We start from the raw sequence: 20,756 nt of genomic DNA on the forward strand, positions 1-20,756 counted from the left end.
ACATCTAAACAGTAATACAACTCCCTACTTCATTCCTTTTCCTTAGAAAGGAGGTGATCCAGCCGCAGGTTCTCCTACGGCTACCTTGTTACGACTTCACCCCAGTTATCCGACCTGCCTTCGACGGCTCTCTCCTTACGGTTAAGTCACCGGCTTCGGGCATTTCCGACTCCCATGGTGTGACGGGCGGTGTGTACAAGACCCGGGAACGTATTCACCGCAGCATGCTGATCTGCGATTACTAGCGATTCCAGCTTCGTGCAGGCGGGTTGCAGCCTACAGTCCGAACTGGGTCGTTATTTTTGGGATTTGCTCACCTTCGCAGGGTCGCTTCCCTTTGTTACGACATTGTAGCACGTGTGTGGCCCAGATCATAAGGGGCATGATGATTTGACGTCATCCCCACCTTCCTCCAGGTTATCCCTGGCAGTCTCCATAGAGTTCCCATCTTACTGCTGGCTACTATGGACAAGGGTTGCGCTCGTTGCGGGACTTAACCCAACATCTCACGACACGAGCTGACGACAACCATGCACCACCTGTCTCAGATGTCCCGAAGGACTGAAAGCATTACCTCTCATTCATCTGGATCTCAAGATCTGGTAAGGTTCTTCGCGTTGCTTCGAATTAAACCACATGCTCCACCGCTTGTGCGGGTCCCCGTCAATTCCTTTGAGTTTCATTCTTGCGAACGTACTCCCCAGGTGGAATACTTACTGCGTTAGCGACGGCACTGAAAACCTATGGTTCCCAACACCTAGTATTCATCGTTTACCGCGTGGACTACCAGGGTATCTAATCCTGTTTGCTCCCCACGCCTTCGAGCCTCAACGTCAGTTGCTGTCCAGTAAGCCGCCTTCGCCACCGATGTTCCTCCTAATATCTACGCATTTCACCGCTACACTAGGAATTCCGCTTACCTCTCCAGTACTCTAGTTATACAGTTTCCAAAGCAAGCCCACGGTTGAGCCGTGGGGTTTCACTTCAGACTTGCATAACCGTCTGCGCTCCCTTTACACCCAGTAAATCCGGATAACGCTTGCCCCCTACGTATTACCGCGGCTGCTGGCACGTAGTTAGCCGGGGCTTCTTAGTCAGGTACCGTCATCTCTCTTGCGAGTCTTTCTTCCCTGCTGATAGAGCTTTACATACCGAAATACTTCTTCACTCACGCGGCGTCGCTGCATCAGAGTTTCCTCCATTGTGCAATATCCCCCACTGCTGCCTCCCGTAGGAGTTTGGGCCGTGTCTCAGTCCCAATGTGGCCGTCCGACCTCTCAGTCCGGCTACAGATCGTCGCCTTGGTAAGCCGTTACCTTACCAACTAGCTAATCTGACGCGGGCCCATCTCATACCACCGGAGTTTTTCACACTGAGTCATGCGACTCTGTGCGCTTATGCGGTATTATCAGTCGTTTCCAACTGCTATCCCCCAGTATGAGGCAGGTTGCCCACGCGTTACTCACCCGTCCGCCACTAAGATTAAACAAGATTTGACCGAAGTCTCGTCAGCGTCTAATCTCCGTTCGACTTGCATGTGTTAGGCACGCCGCCAGCGTTCATCCTGAGCCAGGATCGAACTCTCACGTTTAAAAGTTTGATTCTGTTCAGAACTTTAAGCTGTGCTTTTTGTTCTGTCCGTTATTACTTTGGTTTGTTACATTTCTGAATTATTCTCTTGGAATTTTTCAGGGTTGCATTACTGTTTATTTGTCAAGGTGCTTGGAGCCTAAAACCCGCTCCAGTACTGCGTTTCCGGCACTTTTTATGTGTCAGCGCCGCAACGAATATTACTTTATCACTGCCAGAAAATAATGTCAACAACTTTTTTCAATTTTTTTTATTTTTTTTATAAATTGACCCGCAAACCCGCATAAAATAAGGACTTGCTCGATATATTTTTTATACGAACAAGTCCAGATTATGGCAATAATTATTTAAAATAACTTATAAGTCCATACACAGTAAGGAATAACAGGATGATGGGAAGCCCGATCTTGAAGTACCATTTAAGAGCTCTGCTCATCTTTATACCTACACCCTGGTTCACCTCATCAATATAGTTGTCAAATCCCCAGCCGTACTTGCAGGTACAGAAAAGACAACAGATCAATGATCCACCGGGAAGAAGTATATTACTAACAATAAAGTCCTCAAGGTCCATAATGGTATTGCCGGCTTTAAGGGGCTGTATAAAGCTCCACATGTTAAAGCCAAGGGCACAGGGAACAGATCCTAAGGTTATCACCAGTCCTGCGAACAGTGATGCCTTTTTTCTGTCATGCCCGAAGATATCAATAGAAAAGCTGACATCATTCTCAAATACACCGATCATAGTTGACAGCGCAGCAAAATACATAAACAAAAAGAACAGGCAGCCAAGCCATCTTCCGCCAACCATCGAGGAAAAGACATTGGGAAGCGTAAGAAAAATAAGGCTGGGTCCCTTGTCGGGAGCCACGCCATAGGCAAAACAGGCAGGAATGGTAATAAGTCCCGCCACAATTGCAACAAAAGTATCAAGTCCCGATACAAGGAGAGCTTCTCCCACAAGACTTCTGTCCTTTTTGATATAGCTTCCAAATATCTCCATGCTGCCGATACCAAGACTTAAGGTAAAGAAACTCTGGTTAAGGGCACCATACAGAACGTTGCCAAGCCCCACCTTCCTTACATTCTCGGCGTTGGGCATAAGGTAAAACCTGACACCTTCAGCGGCTCCCGGAAGTGTAAGAGATCGCACGCCAAGTACTATCATGATGATAATAAGCGCCATCATCATTATCTTGGTTACTCTCTCAACGCCCTTCTGAAGTCCCATGGAGGTTACACCGATGGTTATAAGCATAGTGATGACCATGTAAAGCACAAGTATCCCGGGATTATTCATCATGTCCTGGTAAATCGACTCTATACCGGCAGCTGTCTTACCTTCAAAAAGCCCCAGAGTTTCCAGCACGAAGTATCTGAGTATCCATCCTGACACTACCGAATAGAACATTAAAAGCAGATAGTTTCCCGCAATGGCAAAATATCCGAATATATGCCACTTGCTTTTTTTGGGTTCCAGTTTCTTATATGCAGGCAGTATGCTGAGTCTGCTGGCTCGCCCCACAGCGTACTCCATGGTAAGGATTGGCACACCAAGTATCAAAAGAAATACTACGTATGCCAGAACAAACAGTCCTCCGCCATTTTCTCCCACCATATATGGGAACCGCCATACATTACCAATTCCTATTGCACATCCTGCAGACAAAAGAATAAAGCCCAGTCTGCTACCTATTGATTCGCGTTCTTTCATAAATAAACTCCCACAAAAAAACCAGTGTACTGACATCTGTGGTCAGTACACCAGTCCGTTTTAAAATTGACCTTATTGATAATACTTCAACGCGTTAAATTTCGCAAGAGAAATTATTTATTTGAGCACAACATTCTGAGTTTCGCCGCGCAGAGTTACGATCATGCCCAGTGACTGTATATTCTTGGCATCATCGGCACTGATCTGTGTCAGGACAACAACGCTCTCATGAGCCCTTGAATCGATTGTGCCCGAATAGGTAGACAGGTCATTGGGAAGAACGGTTACGGAAGAATAACCTATGTTCTTGCCGTTAAAGATGATCTGGAACTGCGGGTGCAAAGGAATGATATTAACTGATTTGGAGCTGTCCGAACCGTTATAAAGATCGAACCTCAAAACCAGCAGCTTTTTATTCTTATCTGCATTTACAAAATAGCTTTTGGAGCTCTCCGGATAGGTGCTTGCCACCATATAACCCTGGTAAGACAGAAAAATATCATCCATTATCTCCTGGGTATCCTCGTCAGAAAGAACTATAGCATCAGGGTCTTCCTGTGAAGCAGAAGCCTCCGGTTCACCGGTTTCCTCTTTGCTGCCTTCGTTTTCACCGGAGACTTCACCTGTTGCCTCATCTCCTGTAGTCAGGGCCTGACCTTCATCTCCGCCCTCCGTCTCGGGTTCCTGCGGCTCTGTCTGTACCGGTGCAGGCGCAGGCTGTACAGGCTTTGACTGCTCCTGTTCCTTCTCAGACTTGGCCGCTTCAGCTGCCTCTTTTGCCCGCTGTTTCTCTACAGCTTCGGCGTCAACGTAGACAAGCCTCTCCTGTCCGTTGTTGGAGTGCTTCATAAGAAGACCTGCCGCGTACTCCACGGTCTGCGCATATTGCTGATCCGTAAGCTCAGGAAACTTCTCTCCGCAGCCGGTAGCCAATATCGCCAGTCCTATAGATAGTACTATTCCCAAATATTTTTTAACCTTCATGCCGCGCCCTCTTTAGATGTGATTATTTGGTCTCAAGCTCAAAGTAAAACTCCACGCCGTTGTCATAGTTGATTACACCGTAATCCTGGTGCATGCCCTCCATAATGGCCTTTACGATGGAAAGACCCACACCGCTGCCGCCATACTCTCTGGTCCTTGCCTTGTCGACCTTGTAGAACTTCTCCCAGATATGGCCTATGCTGTCCTCGGGGATCGGAGTACCGGTATTAAATACGGATACACGAACCTTGCCCTCTTTCTGAACAAGTTTGATCTCGATGATCTTCTCACCGTCTATGTGATTTATGGCATTGCTGTAGTAATTCTGCAATACCTCTTCTATTTTAAATTCGTCTCCCCATACAAATATCGGCGAATATTCGTCAAACTTTACAGTTACATCTTTCTGTTTTGCCAGAAGCTGAGCGGATTTCACGTAGTTCTCTATCATCTCCACGATATCAAAGCGCTCCATGTTGGCACTGTCATTACCAAACTCAAGCTGATTTAAGGTAAGGAGCTTCTTGACCATTATGTTCATCTTGGAGGCTTCATCCATTATGACTTCACAGTAAAAATCCCTGCTCTCTGCGTCTTCGTTGATGCCTTCCTTAAGTCCTTCCGCGTACCCCTGAATAAGAGCGATGGGGGTCTTGAGCTCATGGGAAACGTTAGAGAGGAACTCCTTACGCATCTCATCGATCTGCTCCTTGCGGGCGATATCCTGCTTAAGGGCAATATTTGCATTTTTGAGATTCTTGATGGATTTCTCCAGGGTCTCGGACAGTTCGTTCATGTTCTGCCCAAGTACATCAATCTCGTTCTTGTAGAGCTGGTTTCCGGTATACTTTGCTTCGAAATTGAGTTTTTTCATCTCATCGGAAATGAGATACAGCTTCTTTATAGGGTCTGTTACCTTCTTGGATATAAAGAGTATGATGATGGATCCCACAACAATGGCTATAATAGCCACGTAGATCATAAAGGTATTGGATATTGATACATTATCCCTGATACTCTCCATGGTGGACCTTACAAGAACAAGGTTGCCGTTTCCTACTATTCCCCACATCTCCAGGTATTGCCTGCCTGTAGAAGATTCTTTATTCATCTGGAGAGTATAGTCTTCGCCCCTGTCAATGATGGTCCTGGCCGGATCTTTCAATGTTCCCGATGCGGAATTGATCATGTTCTCCCACAATATCCTTGCCAGCATTTCCGAATTGTTGGCGGATGTCTTGATAGTCTTGGAATCCGCATCAAGAACGATCATCTCGATGTTATATCGCTCACAGATATGATTGATCTCCTCATCGAACTCTGCCGAAGCAATGTCGCCGCTGCCTATAGCCTGGGAGATACTCCTGTAAGCTGCAAGGATCGCATCTCTCTTATTTCGCACATAGAAGCTTTCCATGAAAAAGATATTGACCAGAAGGCAGAAGATAAATGTGCCAACCATCACTACCAGGAAAACCGCACTTATCTCAAATCGAATGGAATGTATTTTTTCGTTTCTATTGTTCCGAGTTTCCATAATTTCATTATAGCATAAGAAATGGGCAGGTTTGCTATAAGCCTGCCCCGTTTTGTCAGTTAAAATCGTAAAGTGTATGAATTGTCACTGCTCTATCCGGAATCTTACAAATGTACGGTCATCAAAGCTTTCATTATTTCCGTGAATTCCCTTCGTTCCCAAATATAATTGATAACACATAGGATCTTCTTTTAATATTTTTGCCAGTATTTCCTCGCTCTGCCTCAAAGTTTGGCCCAATTCAGGATATCCGTCTGATGCAAAGACTATTTCCGCATTTTGAGGAACATCTATTTTGATGACTTTATCCAATGGAAAATCTTTTACATCAGTAGAGTTATTAAAAACACAGTACCCCAGATCATCTTTGGTGTTTTCCAGCAAAGCCTGAAATTTCAGGAAGGGCATGATCATCTCTCTTCCCTTATCATCCTCAATGAGTTTCTCTACAGTAGATCCCTGCCTTATCAAACATTTTATAGCGAAAGATCTTAGCTGTGATAGAAGTTCATCCACTTTAAGTGAATACCTATATGTTTTCCCATTCATCATCATCTGGCAGTCACCGATGATCCAGACTTCATTGCGAGCTACGGAAAATATGATTGATGAAGCAGCAGCATGTCCTATTACTTCTTCAGGCGCCTTACTCAAAATACTCCTCTGTATTGTAAGAACAGCATCTTTCATATCTGTGCTTCCATCAATGGTATTTAATGAATTAAGAATTATTTCCTTTAACTGTTGGCCTCCTGACTTCTGACCGGCAGCTTTTGCATTTTTACTGGTTGCCCCATCAACCACAGCAATAAAGTGTTCATTGATCAGGTATCCGTCTTCATTCAGGCTTTCATCCCGTGACTTGGATTTGCAGAATTCCTCAAGTATATTAATACTACTCATTGCTTTCCTCCATCATGATAGCAGATGCCAGCTTTTCAACAAGAGACCGCTCATCATCCAAATCTCTGTTTACCATTTGATACAAGCTGAATTGCAGTTTCATTCCCGGAGAAAGAGTAACATCATCAAGCCTTACTACTATTACAGTTTTATTCTCGGAAATAGCCAGATTCACTTCTCTTCTGACATTTGCTGACTGTATTGAGTTAGATGACAGCATTACCAATACCGTATCACTGTTCACAATACGTTTTGCAACAACTTCAGGCCACTCTTCTCCTGCCTGTATTCCTTCGTCAAACCAAATATTTAATCTCTTTTTCTGTAATTTCCCGATGATGTTGTAAACATCAGTTTTATCAGTATGAGCATAACTGACAAAGGAATATCTGCTTTCTCCATCATAAGCATGTGGCTCATTTCGATCATCGTCCCGCTCTTCCACATCTTTTTCAGAGGAAAGCATCTGTAATTCATCTATCTTCTGCTGCAATAGAAACAGCTTTTTTTCCATTTCATATTGCGATTTCTGTATCATTATTTTTGCTCTGTAGTACTGGTAATTTTGAATTGTAAGAACATAATCAGGTCTTGATGATTTTTCTTTACTTATCGCTGTATTTATGAGTTTGTCTGCATTAACAAAATCATTTTTCAGACTGATTATTCTCGCCTTAGTGCAATAGTACTTGGCATAATCGGGATCAAGCTCGATTGCTTTATTAATACAGTCCAACGCCACATCATACCAATCCTTAACCAGATCTTCCTTACTCATTTCATCACATTGGTCGATTATAGTCGCAAATGCATTGCAAAAAGCCTGAAGATATCCGGCATTTCCATCGAACACCTTTGTATCACTGTATGCCATATTCAACAGACTATCAAAGTCATAAAACGTCTCACTATTCACAAGATATTGAACAACCAAATGATTGTATGTAATCCTGCTCTCAAATCTTACGTTGTCATCAAGAAGGGCCTTAAAAAGCTCAAAATCCTTGTTTCTTCTGTAAATGATACACAAACAGTAAAATGCCTCATAAGCACAATCAAGATCAGAATTGATAAGTTCTTTAAGTACTTCTGTCTTTTCCTGCTTTGCAATCATTTCCGCATATTTTGTCAATGCAAGTTCGTATTCTCTTGATCCCTCAGGCTGCAAAGATGAAAACTGTTCCCGCAGGCTGTCATAACTAATAGTAATACTCATATACTCCCCCATTACAGTTACTTATGTACATCAGCGCTTTTTATCCATTCATGATAAGCGGTGATGAGATCAGATCATAGATTACCGTGTCAGGACGCTTTGCTACCAGATCGTCCCAGTTACACAGGCAATCGTGCATCCTGGCACCGGGATCTTTTTTAACAGGGTTATATCTCCATCCCTCACTGGCAAGAAAATAGGACCACCTTCTGTGTTCTGTTCTTGCCATCTCAAGGAGAATCGGATACTCTCCTTCCTTTAAGAGATAATCCGACCAGGCCCGGGCTTTGCCGTCATTCTCAGCCACAGTCTGTGCCCAGAACCGCTGCATTTCCTCTTTGCTGTTCCCGTAATCCGAATAGAGATGGTTCTTCACGGTTCTATGATGATACAGTGCTCTGTTGACTTCCCGCTTGTAATACTCCTGCATGTTCCAGAGGATTTCATCTTTCTCCGGGTTATCTGCATCTTTGCCGGAAGAGTATATTCTAGCATTTGCCATATCCTCATATGTTCTGTTATAGGTTCTGATACTGGCCTCTTCATCGAGATTTACAATCTGATCCAGACCAATGTACTCTTCGTCTTCTCCCATGAGATACAGTTCTTTGCACCAGGAATAAGAAGACAAGTACGCCTTAAGCTCTGCAGAATATGACATTCTCATGGCAACCGGAACGCCCTGGCCAAGAGCAAACAGGTAATCCGCGCCGATGCTTCTGAAGGTATGAAGATTTTCGTCTGCATTTTCCGATCCTATGACAAGGTAAGTAAATGCACCTGCGCTGCTTTCCTGAAGATTGTGAAGAACGGAAATGAGCTCAGGATCCATAGGACCACATTCAGTCAGTCTTATTGTCAGACTGCCGTCTATCCTGTCACTCTTTATGGAGAATTCTCCGTTATCATATGAAACAAGATCCTTGTTTAATCGGCTTCTTAAGTCTCTTTGGATCTCATCGATATTATCATTAACAATGTCTATATATATCTTATTGTCAGGGGCAAATACCCCCTGATTCATTGCGTGAAGAGCTATGTACTGGCAAAGACTGTCACCGCCCACGATCAGCAGATGAACATCTTTCCCGCTGCTTACATTTCCCTTATAAAGCGGAAGCTTATCAAAGAGTACTTCTGCCTGGATCTGATCGTAATTGAAAATCCTAAGATCCATATGCGTGTTATAAGTCTCTTTGTTATAATTCTCTGCCTGCTTTGCAAGATTTTTGGATGTTTCTAGTTTTCTGTCAAAGTATTCCCGAAGCATGTTTCCTGCATCAAAGGTCTGATCATAAACGTAAAAATGTATCGTTCTCTTTTTGCATACTTCACAGGAGGACAAAGCCATATAATATTGGATATTCTTGGCATCGGATTCGTCAAGAAGCAGAACATCAGTGATGTTCTTACGTTTCATAAACTTGTTGAACTTACTCTTTTGCTTCTCATATTTGTCCGGGCTGTCTCCCAGAGAAAAGCCATTCATTTTTACGATAACGTTCTTAAAATAAAGATCCCTCTCTTCCTCGGTTGACAAAAAATAATCCGTCCAAAGATACACTTTTCCGTTTTCATTTTTTCTTTCTATTACTTTTCTGACCTTGTCATTGTATCCAACTATAAGGATTCGTCTCTTTTTGAATTCGACTCCGACAAACAAATGCAAAATGCTGTCCATCACACTGAAAATGATCAGGATATCCACAAAAGGAGCAAGGATCATGGCCAGTGAATAAAACAGGATTATAAGCCGCTTTCCGGAATCAAGGTTTGCGGTAAAAGCCTCATTGGAAATAATATCCTGAATCGGCAGTACCGGATTAAACAGCAGGGACTCCATGCAATTCTGCAAGGCCATGCCTATATTAATCCAGAAGTCCCCCGGATACAAAAAAGCATAGTAGGTATAACCGCCTACCAGCAGCGCCATTGCCGCAATAAATGCCAGTACCAGTACTATTTTTTTCCAAAGATTAACGTTTTTCATTTGCTATTTCTTCCCCTAAAACAAAAATCAATCACCGGACGGAACAATGGAATACCCCATCTTGGCAATCAGCTTCAATGTCCCAACTGCTGTGTTTCTATCATAATCCTTTTCCACTTCCGGCAACATATCATAAGGAACCAGACATGGTGTAGTCTTTAATTCATCATTGCGCTCCTTACCATAGACCCACCCTTCGTCGATCCTGGCCTTAGCCCATACTTCATGCACGTTTTCCGCCATTTTCTCTGCAAGTTCATCCAGTTCTTTTGGTAGTTCTATATCTGACACATCCATGGGTGCAGGTATGTATTCTCTCACAATATCAATCCTCCGCTGCTGTTTCTTTCTCTTTATCCGGGCCCTTGTACATAATTACATAAAGATGCGGCAAATCCAGTTTTACCGCATCTTTGTTATCAAACCTCGAATTTATATCCCATGCCCCAGATGGTCTTGATGGCCTCGCCCCTGTCTCCGAGCTTGCTGCGAAGCTTCTTTACATGGGTGTCTATGGTTCTGGCATCGCCGAAATAATCGTAGTTCCAGACGTTATTGAGGATCTTTTCCCTGGAAAGAGCAACGCCCTTATTCTCAAAGAAATAGGAAAGGAGCTCAAACTCCTTGTAGCTAAGATCAATCTCCTTGCCGTCAACCTTAACGCTGTGAGCAATCTTGTCGATAACAATACCGCCCTGCTCCATTACCTCATTGGCAAGGGACTGGTTGGTCCTTCTTAAGATCGCTGACACTCTTGCCGCAAGGATCTTGGGGCTGAAGGGCTTTGAGATATACTCATCAACGCCAAGTTCAAAGCCCAGAAGCTCATCTCTTTCCTCACTCTTGGCTGTCAGCATGATAATAGGCACCTTTGAGGTCTCTCTTATCTCCCTACAGACTTCCCATCCGTCACGCTTTGGCATCATGACATCGAGGATTATAAGCGCTATTTCTTTATCCCCGTAAAACATGTCCAGCGCCTGCTGTCCGTCCTCTGCCTCCAGTACTATATATCCATCCTTGGTAAGAAAGTCTTTGACGAGCTTTCTCATCCTGCTCTCGTCATCGACTACAAGTATCTTCAGATCATCCATTGTTACAGAACCTCCTGATTAATTTCCATTATCCTCATAATAGCTTGAAGTGTCCTCGATGCCAAGTCTTTTTTCGGCTTCACGGACGGCTTTCTCGCGATCTGTAAGGTCCTGTTCCCAGCTTGAATATCTGTTTGTAACATTTCTCTTGTAATTGATGATGTTATCGTTCTCTCCCGAAGCCGCGATGAGGAACATGACAACAACCAGGATAGCCAACACTATATCCAGGACAATTGGGAAAATACGCCTGAATGGAGACTCTTTTTGGGAGGTGTCCGGTATGATCCTCTGGCGCACCGTCAGATTCTCCATGGCAGAATGCCTTGTTATAGACACATTCAAAGGAATAGGGATAAGATCCTCCTCCTTAAAGCCGCTCTCAAGCAGTTTCTTTCGAAGGTTCAAAAGATATCCCCACCCGATTGGTGTCTTAAAGATCTTGTTCTCAATGGCCTTTTCGTAAACCGCCTTGATATCACCGGGGCGGCTAGCCTTAACTCTGGATTCCAGCAGTTTTATCTTTGAAAGGTCCATCTGCCCCTTCTGGGCATCATTTTCAGAAACAAACTCAAATCCACCGACAGTATTATCCTGTTTTTTGTTCTCATCATCCGCCATATTCAGCTCCGTAAGACACTATGAACACACTTACGCTTCTGGCTTTCATGGTCTTGTTTCTCCAGGTAAGAGGCTTGGGTCTGTTAAAGAAGAACTTACCTTCTTCATCTCCCGTGTCCATGCAAAGTGACCAGAATCCTCCCTCCGGAGGGTTGGGAAGCATGATCTGAATATCTTCCCAGTAGGCGTTAATTGCCAGATAAACTATATCGTCGTGGCCTTTTTTCTTGATAAATCCCGCGTATCTGATACAGATGACCCTGGAGTCCTTGGTGATGTTTCCGTTGTCGGGGTTCTCTGTATGCACGGAAATAAAAGGATATCCGCACTCTGCAGGCCTAATATCCTTTCTGATGCAGGGATGCTTTCTCCTGAACTGGATGGTATGTCTGTAGTAGTCAAAAAAGTCTTTGTTCTTCTCCAGAAGATCCCAGTTAAGCCAGGAGATCTCATTGTCCTGGCAGTAGGCATTGTTGTTGCCAAACTGTGTATTGCCAAACTCGTCTCCCGAATAGATCATGGGAGTTCCGCGGCTGCACATCAGCACGGTGATGGCATTTCTCATCATGCGAAAACGAAGGTCATTGATGGCTGGATCATCTGTTTCGCCCTCCTGGCCACAGTTCCAGCTTCTGTTGTCATTGGCACCGTCTGTGTTATTCCAGCCGTTGTCCTCGTTGTGTTTGTTGTTATAGGTATAAAGATCGTGAAGGGTAAATCCGTCATGACAGGTAATGAAGTTCACGGAGGAATCATAGCCCATGTAGGCTCCGCCGTACATATCCATGGAGCCGGTGATTCTTTTGACCGCTTCAGGAGCACTCCAGATATCGCCCTTAAGGTATGAACGGATATCGTCGCGGTACTTGCCGTTCCACTCAGCCCATCTCTTCCAGGCAGGGAAATTACCAACCTGATACATTCCGCCTGCATCCCAGGCCTCTGCGATCAGCTTAACATTACCAAGAATAGGGTCATAGGCAAGCCTCTGGATAAGAGGCGGCTTCTCCATGGGAGCTCCGTCCTGGTCTCGTCCAAGAATGCTTGCAAGGTCGAACCTGAAGCCGTCCACACGGTATTCCTCAACCCAGTATCTTAGGCACTCCACGATAAACTCCTGAACCATAGGATGATTACAGTTCATGGTGTTGCCGCAGCCGCTGAAATTATAGTACTGACCGTAGGGTGTCAAAAGGTAAAAGATATTATTGTCAAAGCCCTTAAAACTTATGAAAGGACCGTTTTCATTGCCCTCTGCGGTGTGATTGAATACAACGTCCAGGATAACTTCAATTCCACTGTCCTTAAGAGCCTTGATCATGTGCTTAAGCTCAACGCCCTCTTTGTTGTACTCACTCTGGGAGGCGTAACTTGTGTTGGGGGCAAAAAAGCTGATGGTATTATATCCCCAGTAATCAAGAAGGGTCCTGCCGTTGACCTCTCTCTTGTCCCTGGTTTCGTCAAACTCAAATATGGGCATCAGCTCTACTGCTGTTACCCCAAGTCTTCTTAAATATTCAACCTTCTCCTTAATTCCCTCAAAGGTGCCTCTAAAACGCACACCCGAAGAAGGATCCATGGTGAATCCCCTTACATGCATCTCGTAGATCACGGAATCACTCATGGGAGTCTTTAAGCTGTTGGTGTCGTTCCACTCAAAGTTGTCCCTTACCACCCTTGCCCTGTAGGCTCCGTCCTTGTTGGGGTTCTGTCCCCAGATACGCTGTCCCGAAACCGCTTTGGCGTAAGGATCAAGAAGCAGATGATTCTTATTGAACAAAAGACCCTTCTCCGGCTCCCAGGGGCCGTCAACGCTGTAGGAATACTCCAGATTTTCGATATTAAGACCGAAAACGATCATGGAGTATACTTTACCTATTCGATAACTTTCAGGGAAGGGAATCTGGGCGTAGGGCTTGCTCTCGCCGCGATTGAACAAAAGAAGGGTTATGGATGTGGCGCCGTTGGAATAGGCAGTAAAATTAACGCCATCAGTAAGCATGGTGGCGCCGTTGATATTATAAAAACCGGGTCTTACTCTGAAGCCATTGACCTCATCAAGAGCAAGGAGCTGTCTCCCCAACTCGGCTTTTCTTAGCTCTCTGACCTGTCTTTCACCAATCTCGACAGGTTTTTTGCTTGGTCTGTGACGTCTGTAATCATCCATATCATAATTTTACCACGCTTAAGCCATGCATAAACATAAAAAAAGATGAAATTTTGTATGCTTGCATAACAAAATTCCATCTTTTTTATGTTTATATAAGGCGCAGCCTCGATAACGAGAAACAGCAAAGCTGTTTCGAGTCTATCGGCATGGCTGATTTATACAGGGTATGCACCATTCTTGGTATCAGCTGCGGAAACATCAACCTTTTCCTGCTGAGCAAGACGATATTTGAAGAAGTCTGTAGCAACCTGAGGGAACAGTGCGTATGAAAGCACGTCCTCATCCTGCTGCTTCCACTGCTTAACATCTTCCTCGAACTTAGGAAGTCCGGGAGCAAGCTTATCAGCAGGTCTGCAGGTGATAACTTCTCTGTCTCCGATGATCTTCTTCTGAACATCGGGATTGAAAGGCTTAATGGTCTTACCATACTCACCGGCAAGAAGATCCTTGGTCTGGTCTGTAGCAACCTTGTATCTCTCACCCATAAGTACGTTCATAACGGCCTGAGTACCAACGATCTGTGAAGAAGGTGTAACAAGCGGAGGCTCACCGAAGTCCTTACGAACCCGAGGGATCTCCTCAAGCACTGTATCGTACTTGTCGCTGGCATTCTGCTCCTTGAGCTGGCTAACCATGTTGGAAAGCATTCCGCCGGGAACCTGATACATAAGAGTCTTGATGTTAACGCCAAGGACCTTGGGATCCATAAGTCCGCTGGCAAGGCACTCTTCTCTGTAAGGTCTGAAGTAATCAGCGATCTTTGCAAGAACCTTCTGATCAAGTCCTGTATCGAAAGGCTGTCCCTTAAAGGCCTCAACCATAACCTCAGTAGCAGGCTGTGATGTACCAAGAGCAAAAGGTGAAATAGCGCAGTCGATGATATCAACGCCTGCCTCAGCAGCCTTCATGTAGGTCATGCTGGCAACACCTGAAGTGTAGTGGGTATGAAGGTCGATAGGAAGCTTTGTAGCACTCTTAAGGGCCTTAACGAGCTTCTCTGCCTCGTAAGGAAGAAGAAGTCCTGCCATATCCTTGATACAGATGGAATCTGCCCCCATGTTCTCGATATCCTTGGCAATGCTCATCCAGTAATCAAGTGTATAAGCATCTCCCAGTGTGTATGCAAGAGCGATCTGAGCATGTCCGCCTTCCTTCTTGGTGGCCTTTACGGAAGCCTCAAGGTTACGAAGGTCATTCAGACAGTCAAAGATTCTGATGTTATCGATACCGTTGGCGATGGACTTCTGTACGAAGTACTCAACAACGTCATCGGGATAATGCTTGTATCCCAGGATGTTCTGTCCACGAAGGAGCATCTGAAGCTTGGTATTCTTGAAGCCGTCACGAAGCTTACGAAGTCTCTCCCAGGGATCTTCCTTAAGGAATCTCATTGCAGCATCGAATGTAGCACCGCCCCAGCACTCAACAGCGTTGTATCCAACCTTATCCATGGTCTCGACGATGGGAAGCATCATCTCTGTAGGCATTCTGGTTGCGATAAGAGACTGGTGAGCATCACGAAGGACGGTCTCATTTATGCGAACTGGTTTTTTCTCTAATTCTGCCATATCTGTTTATCCTCTCTTTATTCTCTAATTTTATACGCCAAATACAGCCATGAAGGTACCTGCAACTACCGCAGTTCCGATAACTCCGGCAACGTTAGGTCCCATAGCATGCATCAGCAGGAAATTCGAAGGATCGTATTCCGAACCAACCTTCTGTGATACACGGGCAGCCATAGGAACGGCTGAAACTCCGGCTGATCCGATAAGTGGATTGATCTTGCCTCCTGTTATGAAACACAGAAGTTTACCAAGAAGGCATCCTGCGGCAGTACCGAACGCAAAGGCAATCAGACCGAGAGCTACAATGATAAGGGTTGTCTTGTTAAGGAAAGCCTCAGCACTGGTGGTAGCACCAACTGAAGTTCCAAGGAGAATAACTACGATGTACATAAGAGCATTGGAAGCTGTCTCCTGGAGCTGACGAACAACGCCTGACTCTCTGAAGATATTACCCAGCATCAGCATACCGATAAGGGGTGCTGTTGAAGGAAGGATCATGCTTACAACGATAGTAACAATTACAGGGAAAAGAATCTTCTCCAGCTTGGAAACTTCTCTAAGCTGCTGCATTCTGATGGTTCTCTCCTTCTGTGTTGTAAGAGCCTTCATAATAGGCGGCTGGATCATGGGCACCAGAGCCATATAGGAGTAAGCCGCAACGGCAATAGGTCCCAGGATTGATGTCTGATGGAGCTTGGAAGCCAGGAAAATAGATGTAGGGCCGTCAGCACCACCGATGATTGAAACTGCAGCTGCCTGCTGGTCATTGAATCCGAAGGCAATGGCCATGAAGTAAGCTGCGAAAATTCCGAACTGAGCGCCTGCTCCCATAAGGAAGCTTATGGGGTTGGCAATGAGGGGACCGAAGTCTGTCATCGCACCTACACCCATGAAGATAAGTGAAGGCAGAATAGCCCACTCATCAAGGATATAGAAGTAATGCAGAAGTCCGCCTGCTGCATCTCCAACAGGCTTTGCCATTATGTCCGGATAAATATTTACAAGAAGCATACCGAATGAGATCGGTACCAAAAGCAATGGTTCAAATCCCTTGGCAATGGCCAGATACAGGAATACCAGAGCAACGCCCACCATAACGTAGTTGCCCGGTTCCATGGTAGTAAAAGCGGTCTGGTGCCAGAGATTAGATAATGTATTAGCTATGTAATCCATTCTTATCCTCTTTCTGTTTTTTCAAACTTTGGTTTCTCTGACTGTCCGTTAGTTCAGGGTTGCAAGTACTCTTCCTGCCTCAACTGCATCGCCTGCTGCTACGTCTACGCTGGCAACTGTTCCGTCTGCGGGAGCAACCATAGGGATCTCCATCTTCATGGACTCAAGAGTGATAACTGTGTCGCCCTTCTTAACTGACTGTCCAACATTTGCATCTACTCTGAGAACCTTTCCTGCTGCACCTGCCTCGATCTTGATGGAGCCTGCGCCTGCGCTTGCTGCCTTCTTAACAGGGGCTGCGGGAGCCTTAACTACGGGTGCTGCAGCTGCGGGAGCTGCGCCTGTTCCTGCGCCCTCTTCTACTGTTACATCATATACGTTTCCGTTAACGGTTATTGTATAGTTCTTCATTGTATCTCCTTTCAATGAGCACTTTCCGGCTCAATGCAATTTTATTATTTTTTCCAGTTTGTGTTTACTTTTCTTATAGATCTTACGCGGAAGCCGTCGGTTGAACCACTTCCCTCGTAAGCTGCAATAGCTGCCGCAATAACCGCAACGAGCTCTGAATCATTTGAAAGATCTTCCTGTTCTGCGATCTGGCTGATGGTGTTATCCATTGCCTTCTCTGTGATCTCCTTGTCACTCTCTTTCTTCTTCCTGCTTCCGCCAAAGAGAATCGGGAAAAGAGATATGATAAGAGAAATGACTATAAGGATCGAGAATGCCATTCCCATTCCAAGGAGTGTATTAAGACCTGCGTTCTCAAGCTTCTCGCCTGTGGTCTTATTAACTGTAACGCCCAGGTCCGTAGGCATGAAGTCGTTACTCATGTACATCTCCATAAGAGCGGAATGCTTGGTTCCCTTGATGGTGGCATCTACTACCAGCTCTCCATCATTGTTGATGTAGTAAACCACATCTTCTACATTGATGTCTGTCTGAAGTGAATCCGGTGAGTTGTATCCGATATCCTCTACAGCCTTGTACCAGCTGTCATATCCGGATGCAAGGGTCTCATAGAGGTCATCATGGAACTCGATGGTACCTGTACTGCTGTCCATAGCAAGACGGAAGTACTCGGTCTGCTCAAAGTTCTCAGGAGTCACTCCACCCAGATACCACTGTTCAAACAGATCGTCCTCCATGGACTTGACAAATCCGGTGATTTGTTCGGTTGTAAACAGGTCGGGATAATATCTGCTTCCTTCAACAGTGTTGTAATTAACTTCCTTGCCGCAGGCAGTCAGTCCCAGAAGACAGCTTATAGCCAGACCCAAAACAATAATTTTATGTTTCATTCTGAGTGCTCCCTTCATTAAACTGTGCCGTGTTTCTTGTTAGGACGCTCATCCCTTTTTGTAAAAAGCATTTCGAATGCGCCTATTACATACTTTCTTGTATCAGCAGGCTCAACGATCTCGTCAACATATCCTCTTCCTGCTGCGCTCTTGATATTGTTCTGAAGAGCAGCATACTCTGCAGCAGTCTTGGCAACGGTATCAGCATCCTTGCCGTCAGCAATGATCTTGGCAGCAATATCTGCGTTCATTGTGCCTACCTGTGCATCAGGCCATGCAATGGTGATATCTGCACCAAGAGCCTTGGAGTTCATGATAACGTAAGCACTTCCGAAGGCCTTGCCTGTGATCAGGTTAACCTTGGGAACTGTAGCGTTTGCAAGAGCATAAACAAGTCTTCCTGCAGCCTTTGCTACATGCTTCTCATCGCATCTTGTTGAACCAAAGCCAGTTGCATTTGTAAGTGTAAGTACGGGAAGATCGAAGGCATCGCAGAAGTTTACGAATTCAGCTGCCTTGTCGCATCCGTGTCCTGTAAGCTTGTCATCAAACTTCTCGGAAACCTTGCCCTCAGCATCAAATACTTCGGTGCGGTTTCCTACAAAACCAACGGTAGCTCCGTTGAGTTTGATAAATCCTGTAACCATCTCTTTAGCATACTCTCTCTTGGTCTCGAAGAATATGCCGTTATCGGAGATCTGTCTTGCGATCAGTGAAGGATCGCCTGTAGCTCCATCGAGATTCTCGCATGCTCTGTTAAGATCGTCTGCGCAATCCTCAAAGGAATCTCCATCCTCGTTGTTGGAAGGAAGAAGAGAAACCAGCTGTCTGATCTCTGCGTAGATTGAAGCCTCATCAAGAGCTGCATCTACTGTGCCTACTTCCTTAACCTGCCAAGCAGCATCGGAAGTGTCGCACTTCTCTTTATAATTTCCTTCAAGTACGTTGGGAGAATTAACAAAGAGCTTAGCCTTGTCTGACTCCATGAACGCAAAGTCTGTGATTGAAGGAATCAAAGCAAGTCCGCCGCCGCAAGGTCCAAATACAGCGGTGATCTGAGGAACAACGCCTGATGCCTCAACCTGCTTGAGATAGATCTCTCCGAATGCGTTAAGGGCATCCACTCCTTCCTGAAGACGAAGTCCCGTTGAATCGATAAGACCGATAACCGGTGAACCTGTCTTAATAGCCAGATCATACAGGCGAACGATCTTCCTGGCGTGCATCTCACCGATGGAACCGCCGAGAACTGATGCATCCTGACTATAAACATAGACCAGGTTGCCATCGATCACACCATAGCCGGTTACTACGCCGTCTGAGGGTGTGTCTTCCTGTTTCAGATTGAAATCTGTGTTTCTGGCTGTCACAAGAGCACCAATTTCAACGAAACTGTTTTCATCGAGCAAAGCATTGATTCTTTGACTCGCTTGTGAAGAACTACTCATTTCTTTACCTCCGTTAATATATTATCATGCTGTAATACCGCAACTTTAGTCACAGTATAGTATACCATAAAAGGCGGCAAAAAAAAGGGAGAATACCAAAAATATTCAGTATTCCCGCCCTTTTATCAAATATCCAGTTTAACGTTTACTTCCTGTTCGGCCTGAGCCTTAAACTCCTCAACCTGAACCGCACCAATGGTGGGAAGTTCATCAAGACTCCTTACGCCGAAACTTCTGAGGAATTCCTCTGTGGTCCCGAAAAGAAGCGGCCTTCCGGGAGCATCAAGTCTTCCCAGCTCCTGAACCAGACCGAACTCCACAAGCCTGTTAACGGCATGGTCTGAGTTTACGCCCCTTATCTTCTCAACCTCAAGCCTTGTAATAGGCTGCTTGTAGGCAATGATGGAAAGAGTCTCCATAAGCGAATCCGTAAGGACAGCCTTCTTGGGTGCCTTGGCAATCTTCACCAGGTACTCGTACATCTCCTTTTTGGTGCACAGCTGCACGGACTTCTCCAGTTCCAGGATTCCGATCCCGCTGTCACTCTTTTCGTATTTCTCCTTAAGATATTCTATAAATCCCTTAATCTCCTTGCTGTCGGTCTCCATAGCCTTGGCAAGGGAGCTTATCTCTACCGAATCCCCCATGGTAAAGAGGATGGCCTCAACAATGGCCGCACCTTCTTCTCTGGTCATATCAGCCTGCCTTCCTTGAAATAATAGTTATATCGCCGAACGTTCCGTCCTGCTCGATCTCGATCTCACCCAGCTTCATCTCCTCAAGCACCACAAGAAAAGCCACGATGATCTCCGTCTTGCTGTGCTGTTTCTCCAGAAGTGCCCTGAAGCTGAACCTCTTGTGCTCACGAATGTAGGCCTGGATGAAAAGAGTCTTTGCATCCATGTCCACTTCTTCCTTCTCGATGTTTCCGAACTTGCTTCTGATGGGATCGACCTTATCTTCCTGTCTCTTAAGCAGTTCCTGGAAGATCTCGTTTAGCTTGGACAGCGTGGTATCCCCGATAAGATTTGAAAAATCAATGGGGGCTTCGTATTCCTTGACTTCCTTCGGTATATTTTTTGACCGGAACCACTGAAGGTCCGCATCAAGCTGCCTGTCCTTGAGTTCATATGCCATGTACTTGTACATCTTGTACTCAAGGAGCTTCTCAACCAGCTCTGCTCTCGGATCTTCTTCCTCTCCGTCCTCGTTGACCTCTTTGGGAAGAAGCATCTTGCACTTGATGTTCATGAGAGTTGCAGCCATTACCAGGAATTCACTGGTGACCTCCATATCCTCTCTCTGCATGGCGGTAATGTAAGCCATGTACTGCTCCGTAATGGTAACGATCGGAATGTCATATATATCTATCTGATTCTTGTCTATCAGGTGCATCAGAAGGTCCAGCGGCCCCTCAAAAACCTGAAGCTTCACTTCCAGTGACATC

At 45.2% G+C, this 20,756-nt stretch carries 17 protein-coding genes and 1 rRNA gene; all 18 read right to left on the reverse strand.

Annotated elements, in window-relative coordinates; all coding sequences use genetic code 11:
* Nucleotides 1–46 precede the first annotated feature (46 nt).
* Nucleotides 47–1,591, reverse strand: a 16S ribosomal RNA gene (locus tag T456_RS0114245).
* 342 nt (nt 1,592–1,933) lie between these two features.
* Nucleotides 1,934–3,304 carry a sodium-dependent transporter gene (locus tag T456_RS0114250; protein WP_024866691.1) on the reverse strand — a complete coding sequence of 457 codons (1,371 nt, stop codon included), beginning with the start codon at nt 3,302–3,304 and terminating at the stop codon, nt 1,934–1,936.
* A 117-nt stretch (nt 3,305–3,421) separates the two neighbouring features.
* On the reverse strand, nt 3,422–4,288 hold the full coding sequence (locus T456_RS0114255; RefSeq protein ID WP_024866692.1) for a hypothetical protein: 867 nt from the start codon (nt 4,286–4,288) through the stop codon (nt 3,422–3,424).
* A 22-nt stretch (nt 4,289–4,310) separates the two neighbouring features.
* Entirely contained in the window at nt 4,311–5,825 is a 1,515-nt protein-coding gene (locus T456_RS0114260; protein WP_035802228.1) for a sensor histidine kinase, read from the reverse strand.
* Nucleotides 5,826–5,909: 84 nt separating this feature from the next.
* Nucleotides 5,910–6,728, reverse strand: a complete 819-nt coding sequence (locus T456_RS0114265) for a hypothetical protein (RefSeq protein ID WP_024866694.1) — start codon at nt 6,726–6,728, stop codon at nt 5,910–5,912.
* Nucleotides 6,721–7,944: a toll/interleukin-1 receptor domain-containing protein gene (locus T456_RS0114270; RefSeq protein ID WP_024866695.1), complete on the reverse strand. Its 1,224-nt coding sequence runs from the start codon at nt 7,942–7,944 to the stop codon at nt 6,721–6,723. The genes T456_RS0114265 and T456_RS0114270 overlap by 8 nt, the downstream gene beginning before the upstream one ends.
* A gap of 40 nt (nt 7,945–7,984) precedes the next feature.
* Nucleotides 7,985–9,934, reverse strand: coding sequence for a hypothetical protein (locus T456_RS0114275; RefSeq protein ID WP_024866696.1), 1,950 nt, complete (start codon nt 9,932–9,934; stop codon nt 7,985–7,987).
* A gap of 27 nt (nt 9,935–9,961) precedes the next feature.
* Complete coding sequence (locus T456_RS0114280; RefSeq protein WP_024866697.1) at nt 9,962–10,255, reverse strand: RyR domain-containing protein; 294 nt, start codon at nt 10,253–10,255, stop codon at nt 9,962–9,964.
* A gap of 98 nt (nt 10,256–10,353) precedes the next feature.
* Complete coding sequence (locus T456_RS0114285) at nt 10,354–11,028, reverse strand: response regulator transcription factor (protein ID WP_024866698.1); 675 nt, start codon at nt 11,026–11,028, stop codon at nt 10,354–10,356.
* Between the two features lie 18 nt (nt 11,029–11,046).
* Nucleotides 11,047–11,649: a hypothetical protein gene (locus T456_RS0114290; protein WP_024866699.1), complete on the reverse strand. Its 603-nt coding sequence runs from the start codon at nt 11,647–11,649 to the stop codon at nt 11,047–11,049.
* Complete coding sequence (gene glgX / locus T456_RS0114295; protein ID WP_024866700.1) at nt 11,639–13,816, reverse strand: glycogen debranching protein GlgX; 2,178 nt, start codon at nt 13,814–13,816, stop codon at nt 11,639–11,641. The genes T456_RS0114290 and glgX overlap by 11 nt, the downstream gene beginning before the upstream one ends.
* A 158-nt stretch (nt 13,817–13,974) precedes the next feature.
* Nucleotides 13,975–15,387, reverse strand: a complete 1,413-nt coding sequence (locus T456_RS0114300; RefSeq protein ID WP_024866701.1) for an oxaloacetate decarboxylase subunit alpha — start codon at nt 15,385–15,387, stop codon at nt 13,975–13,977.
* Nucleotides 15,388–15,417: 30 nt separating this feature from the next.
* Nucleotides 15,418–16,560 carry a sodium ion-translocating decarboxylase subunit beta gene (locus tag T456_RS0114305; RefSeq protein WP_024866702.1) on the reverse strand — a complete coding sequence of 381 codons (1,143 nt, stop codon included), beginning with the start codon at nt 16,558–16,560 and terminating at the stop codon, nt 15,418–15,420.
* A gap of 48 nt (nt 16,561–16,608) precedes the next feature.
* Nucleotides 16,609–16,971, reverse strand: a complete 363-nt coding sequence (locus T456_RS0114310; protein WP_024866703.1) for a biotin/lipoyl-containing protein — start codon at nt 16,969–16,971, stop codon at nt 16,609–16,611.
* A 44-nt stretch (nt 16,972–17,015) separates the two neighbouring features.
* Nucleotides 17,016–17,861 (reverse strand): OadG family transporter subunit, encoded by an 846-nt coding sequence (locus tag T456_RS21560; protein WP_197026903.1) that lies wholly within the window; start codon nt 17,859–17,861, stop codon nt 17,016–17,018.
* Between the two features lie 17 nt (nt 17,862–17,878).
* On the reverse strand, nt 17,879–19,309 hold the full coding sequence (locus T456_RS0114320) for an acyl-CoA carboxylase subunit beta (RefSeq protein WP_024866705.1): 1,431 nt from the start codon (nt 19,307–19,309) through the stop codon (nt 17,879–17,881).
* A 125-nt stretch (nt 19,310–19,434) separates the two neighbouring features.
* Nucleotides 19,435–20,004, reverse strand: coding sequence for an SMC-Scp complex subunit ScpB (gene scpB / locus T456_RS0114325; protein WP_024866706.1), 570 nt, complete (start codon nt 20,002–20,004; stop codon nt 19,435–19,437).
* A gap of 1 nt (nt 20,005) precedes the next feature.
* Complete coding sequence (locus T456_RS0114330; protein ID WP_024866707.1) at nt 20,006–20,755, reverse strand: segregation and condensation protein A; 750 nt, start codon at nt 20,753–20,755, stop codon at nt 20,006–20,008.
* Nucleotide 20,756: the final 1 nt, after the last annotated feature.

This window comes from Butyrivibrio sp. FCS014, from assembly GCF_000526935.1.
Taxonomy (GTDB): Bacteria; Bacillota; Clostridia; order Lachnospirales; family Lachnospiraceae; genus Butyrivibrio.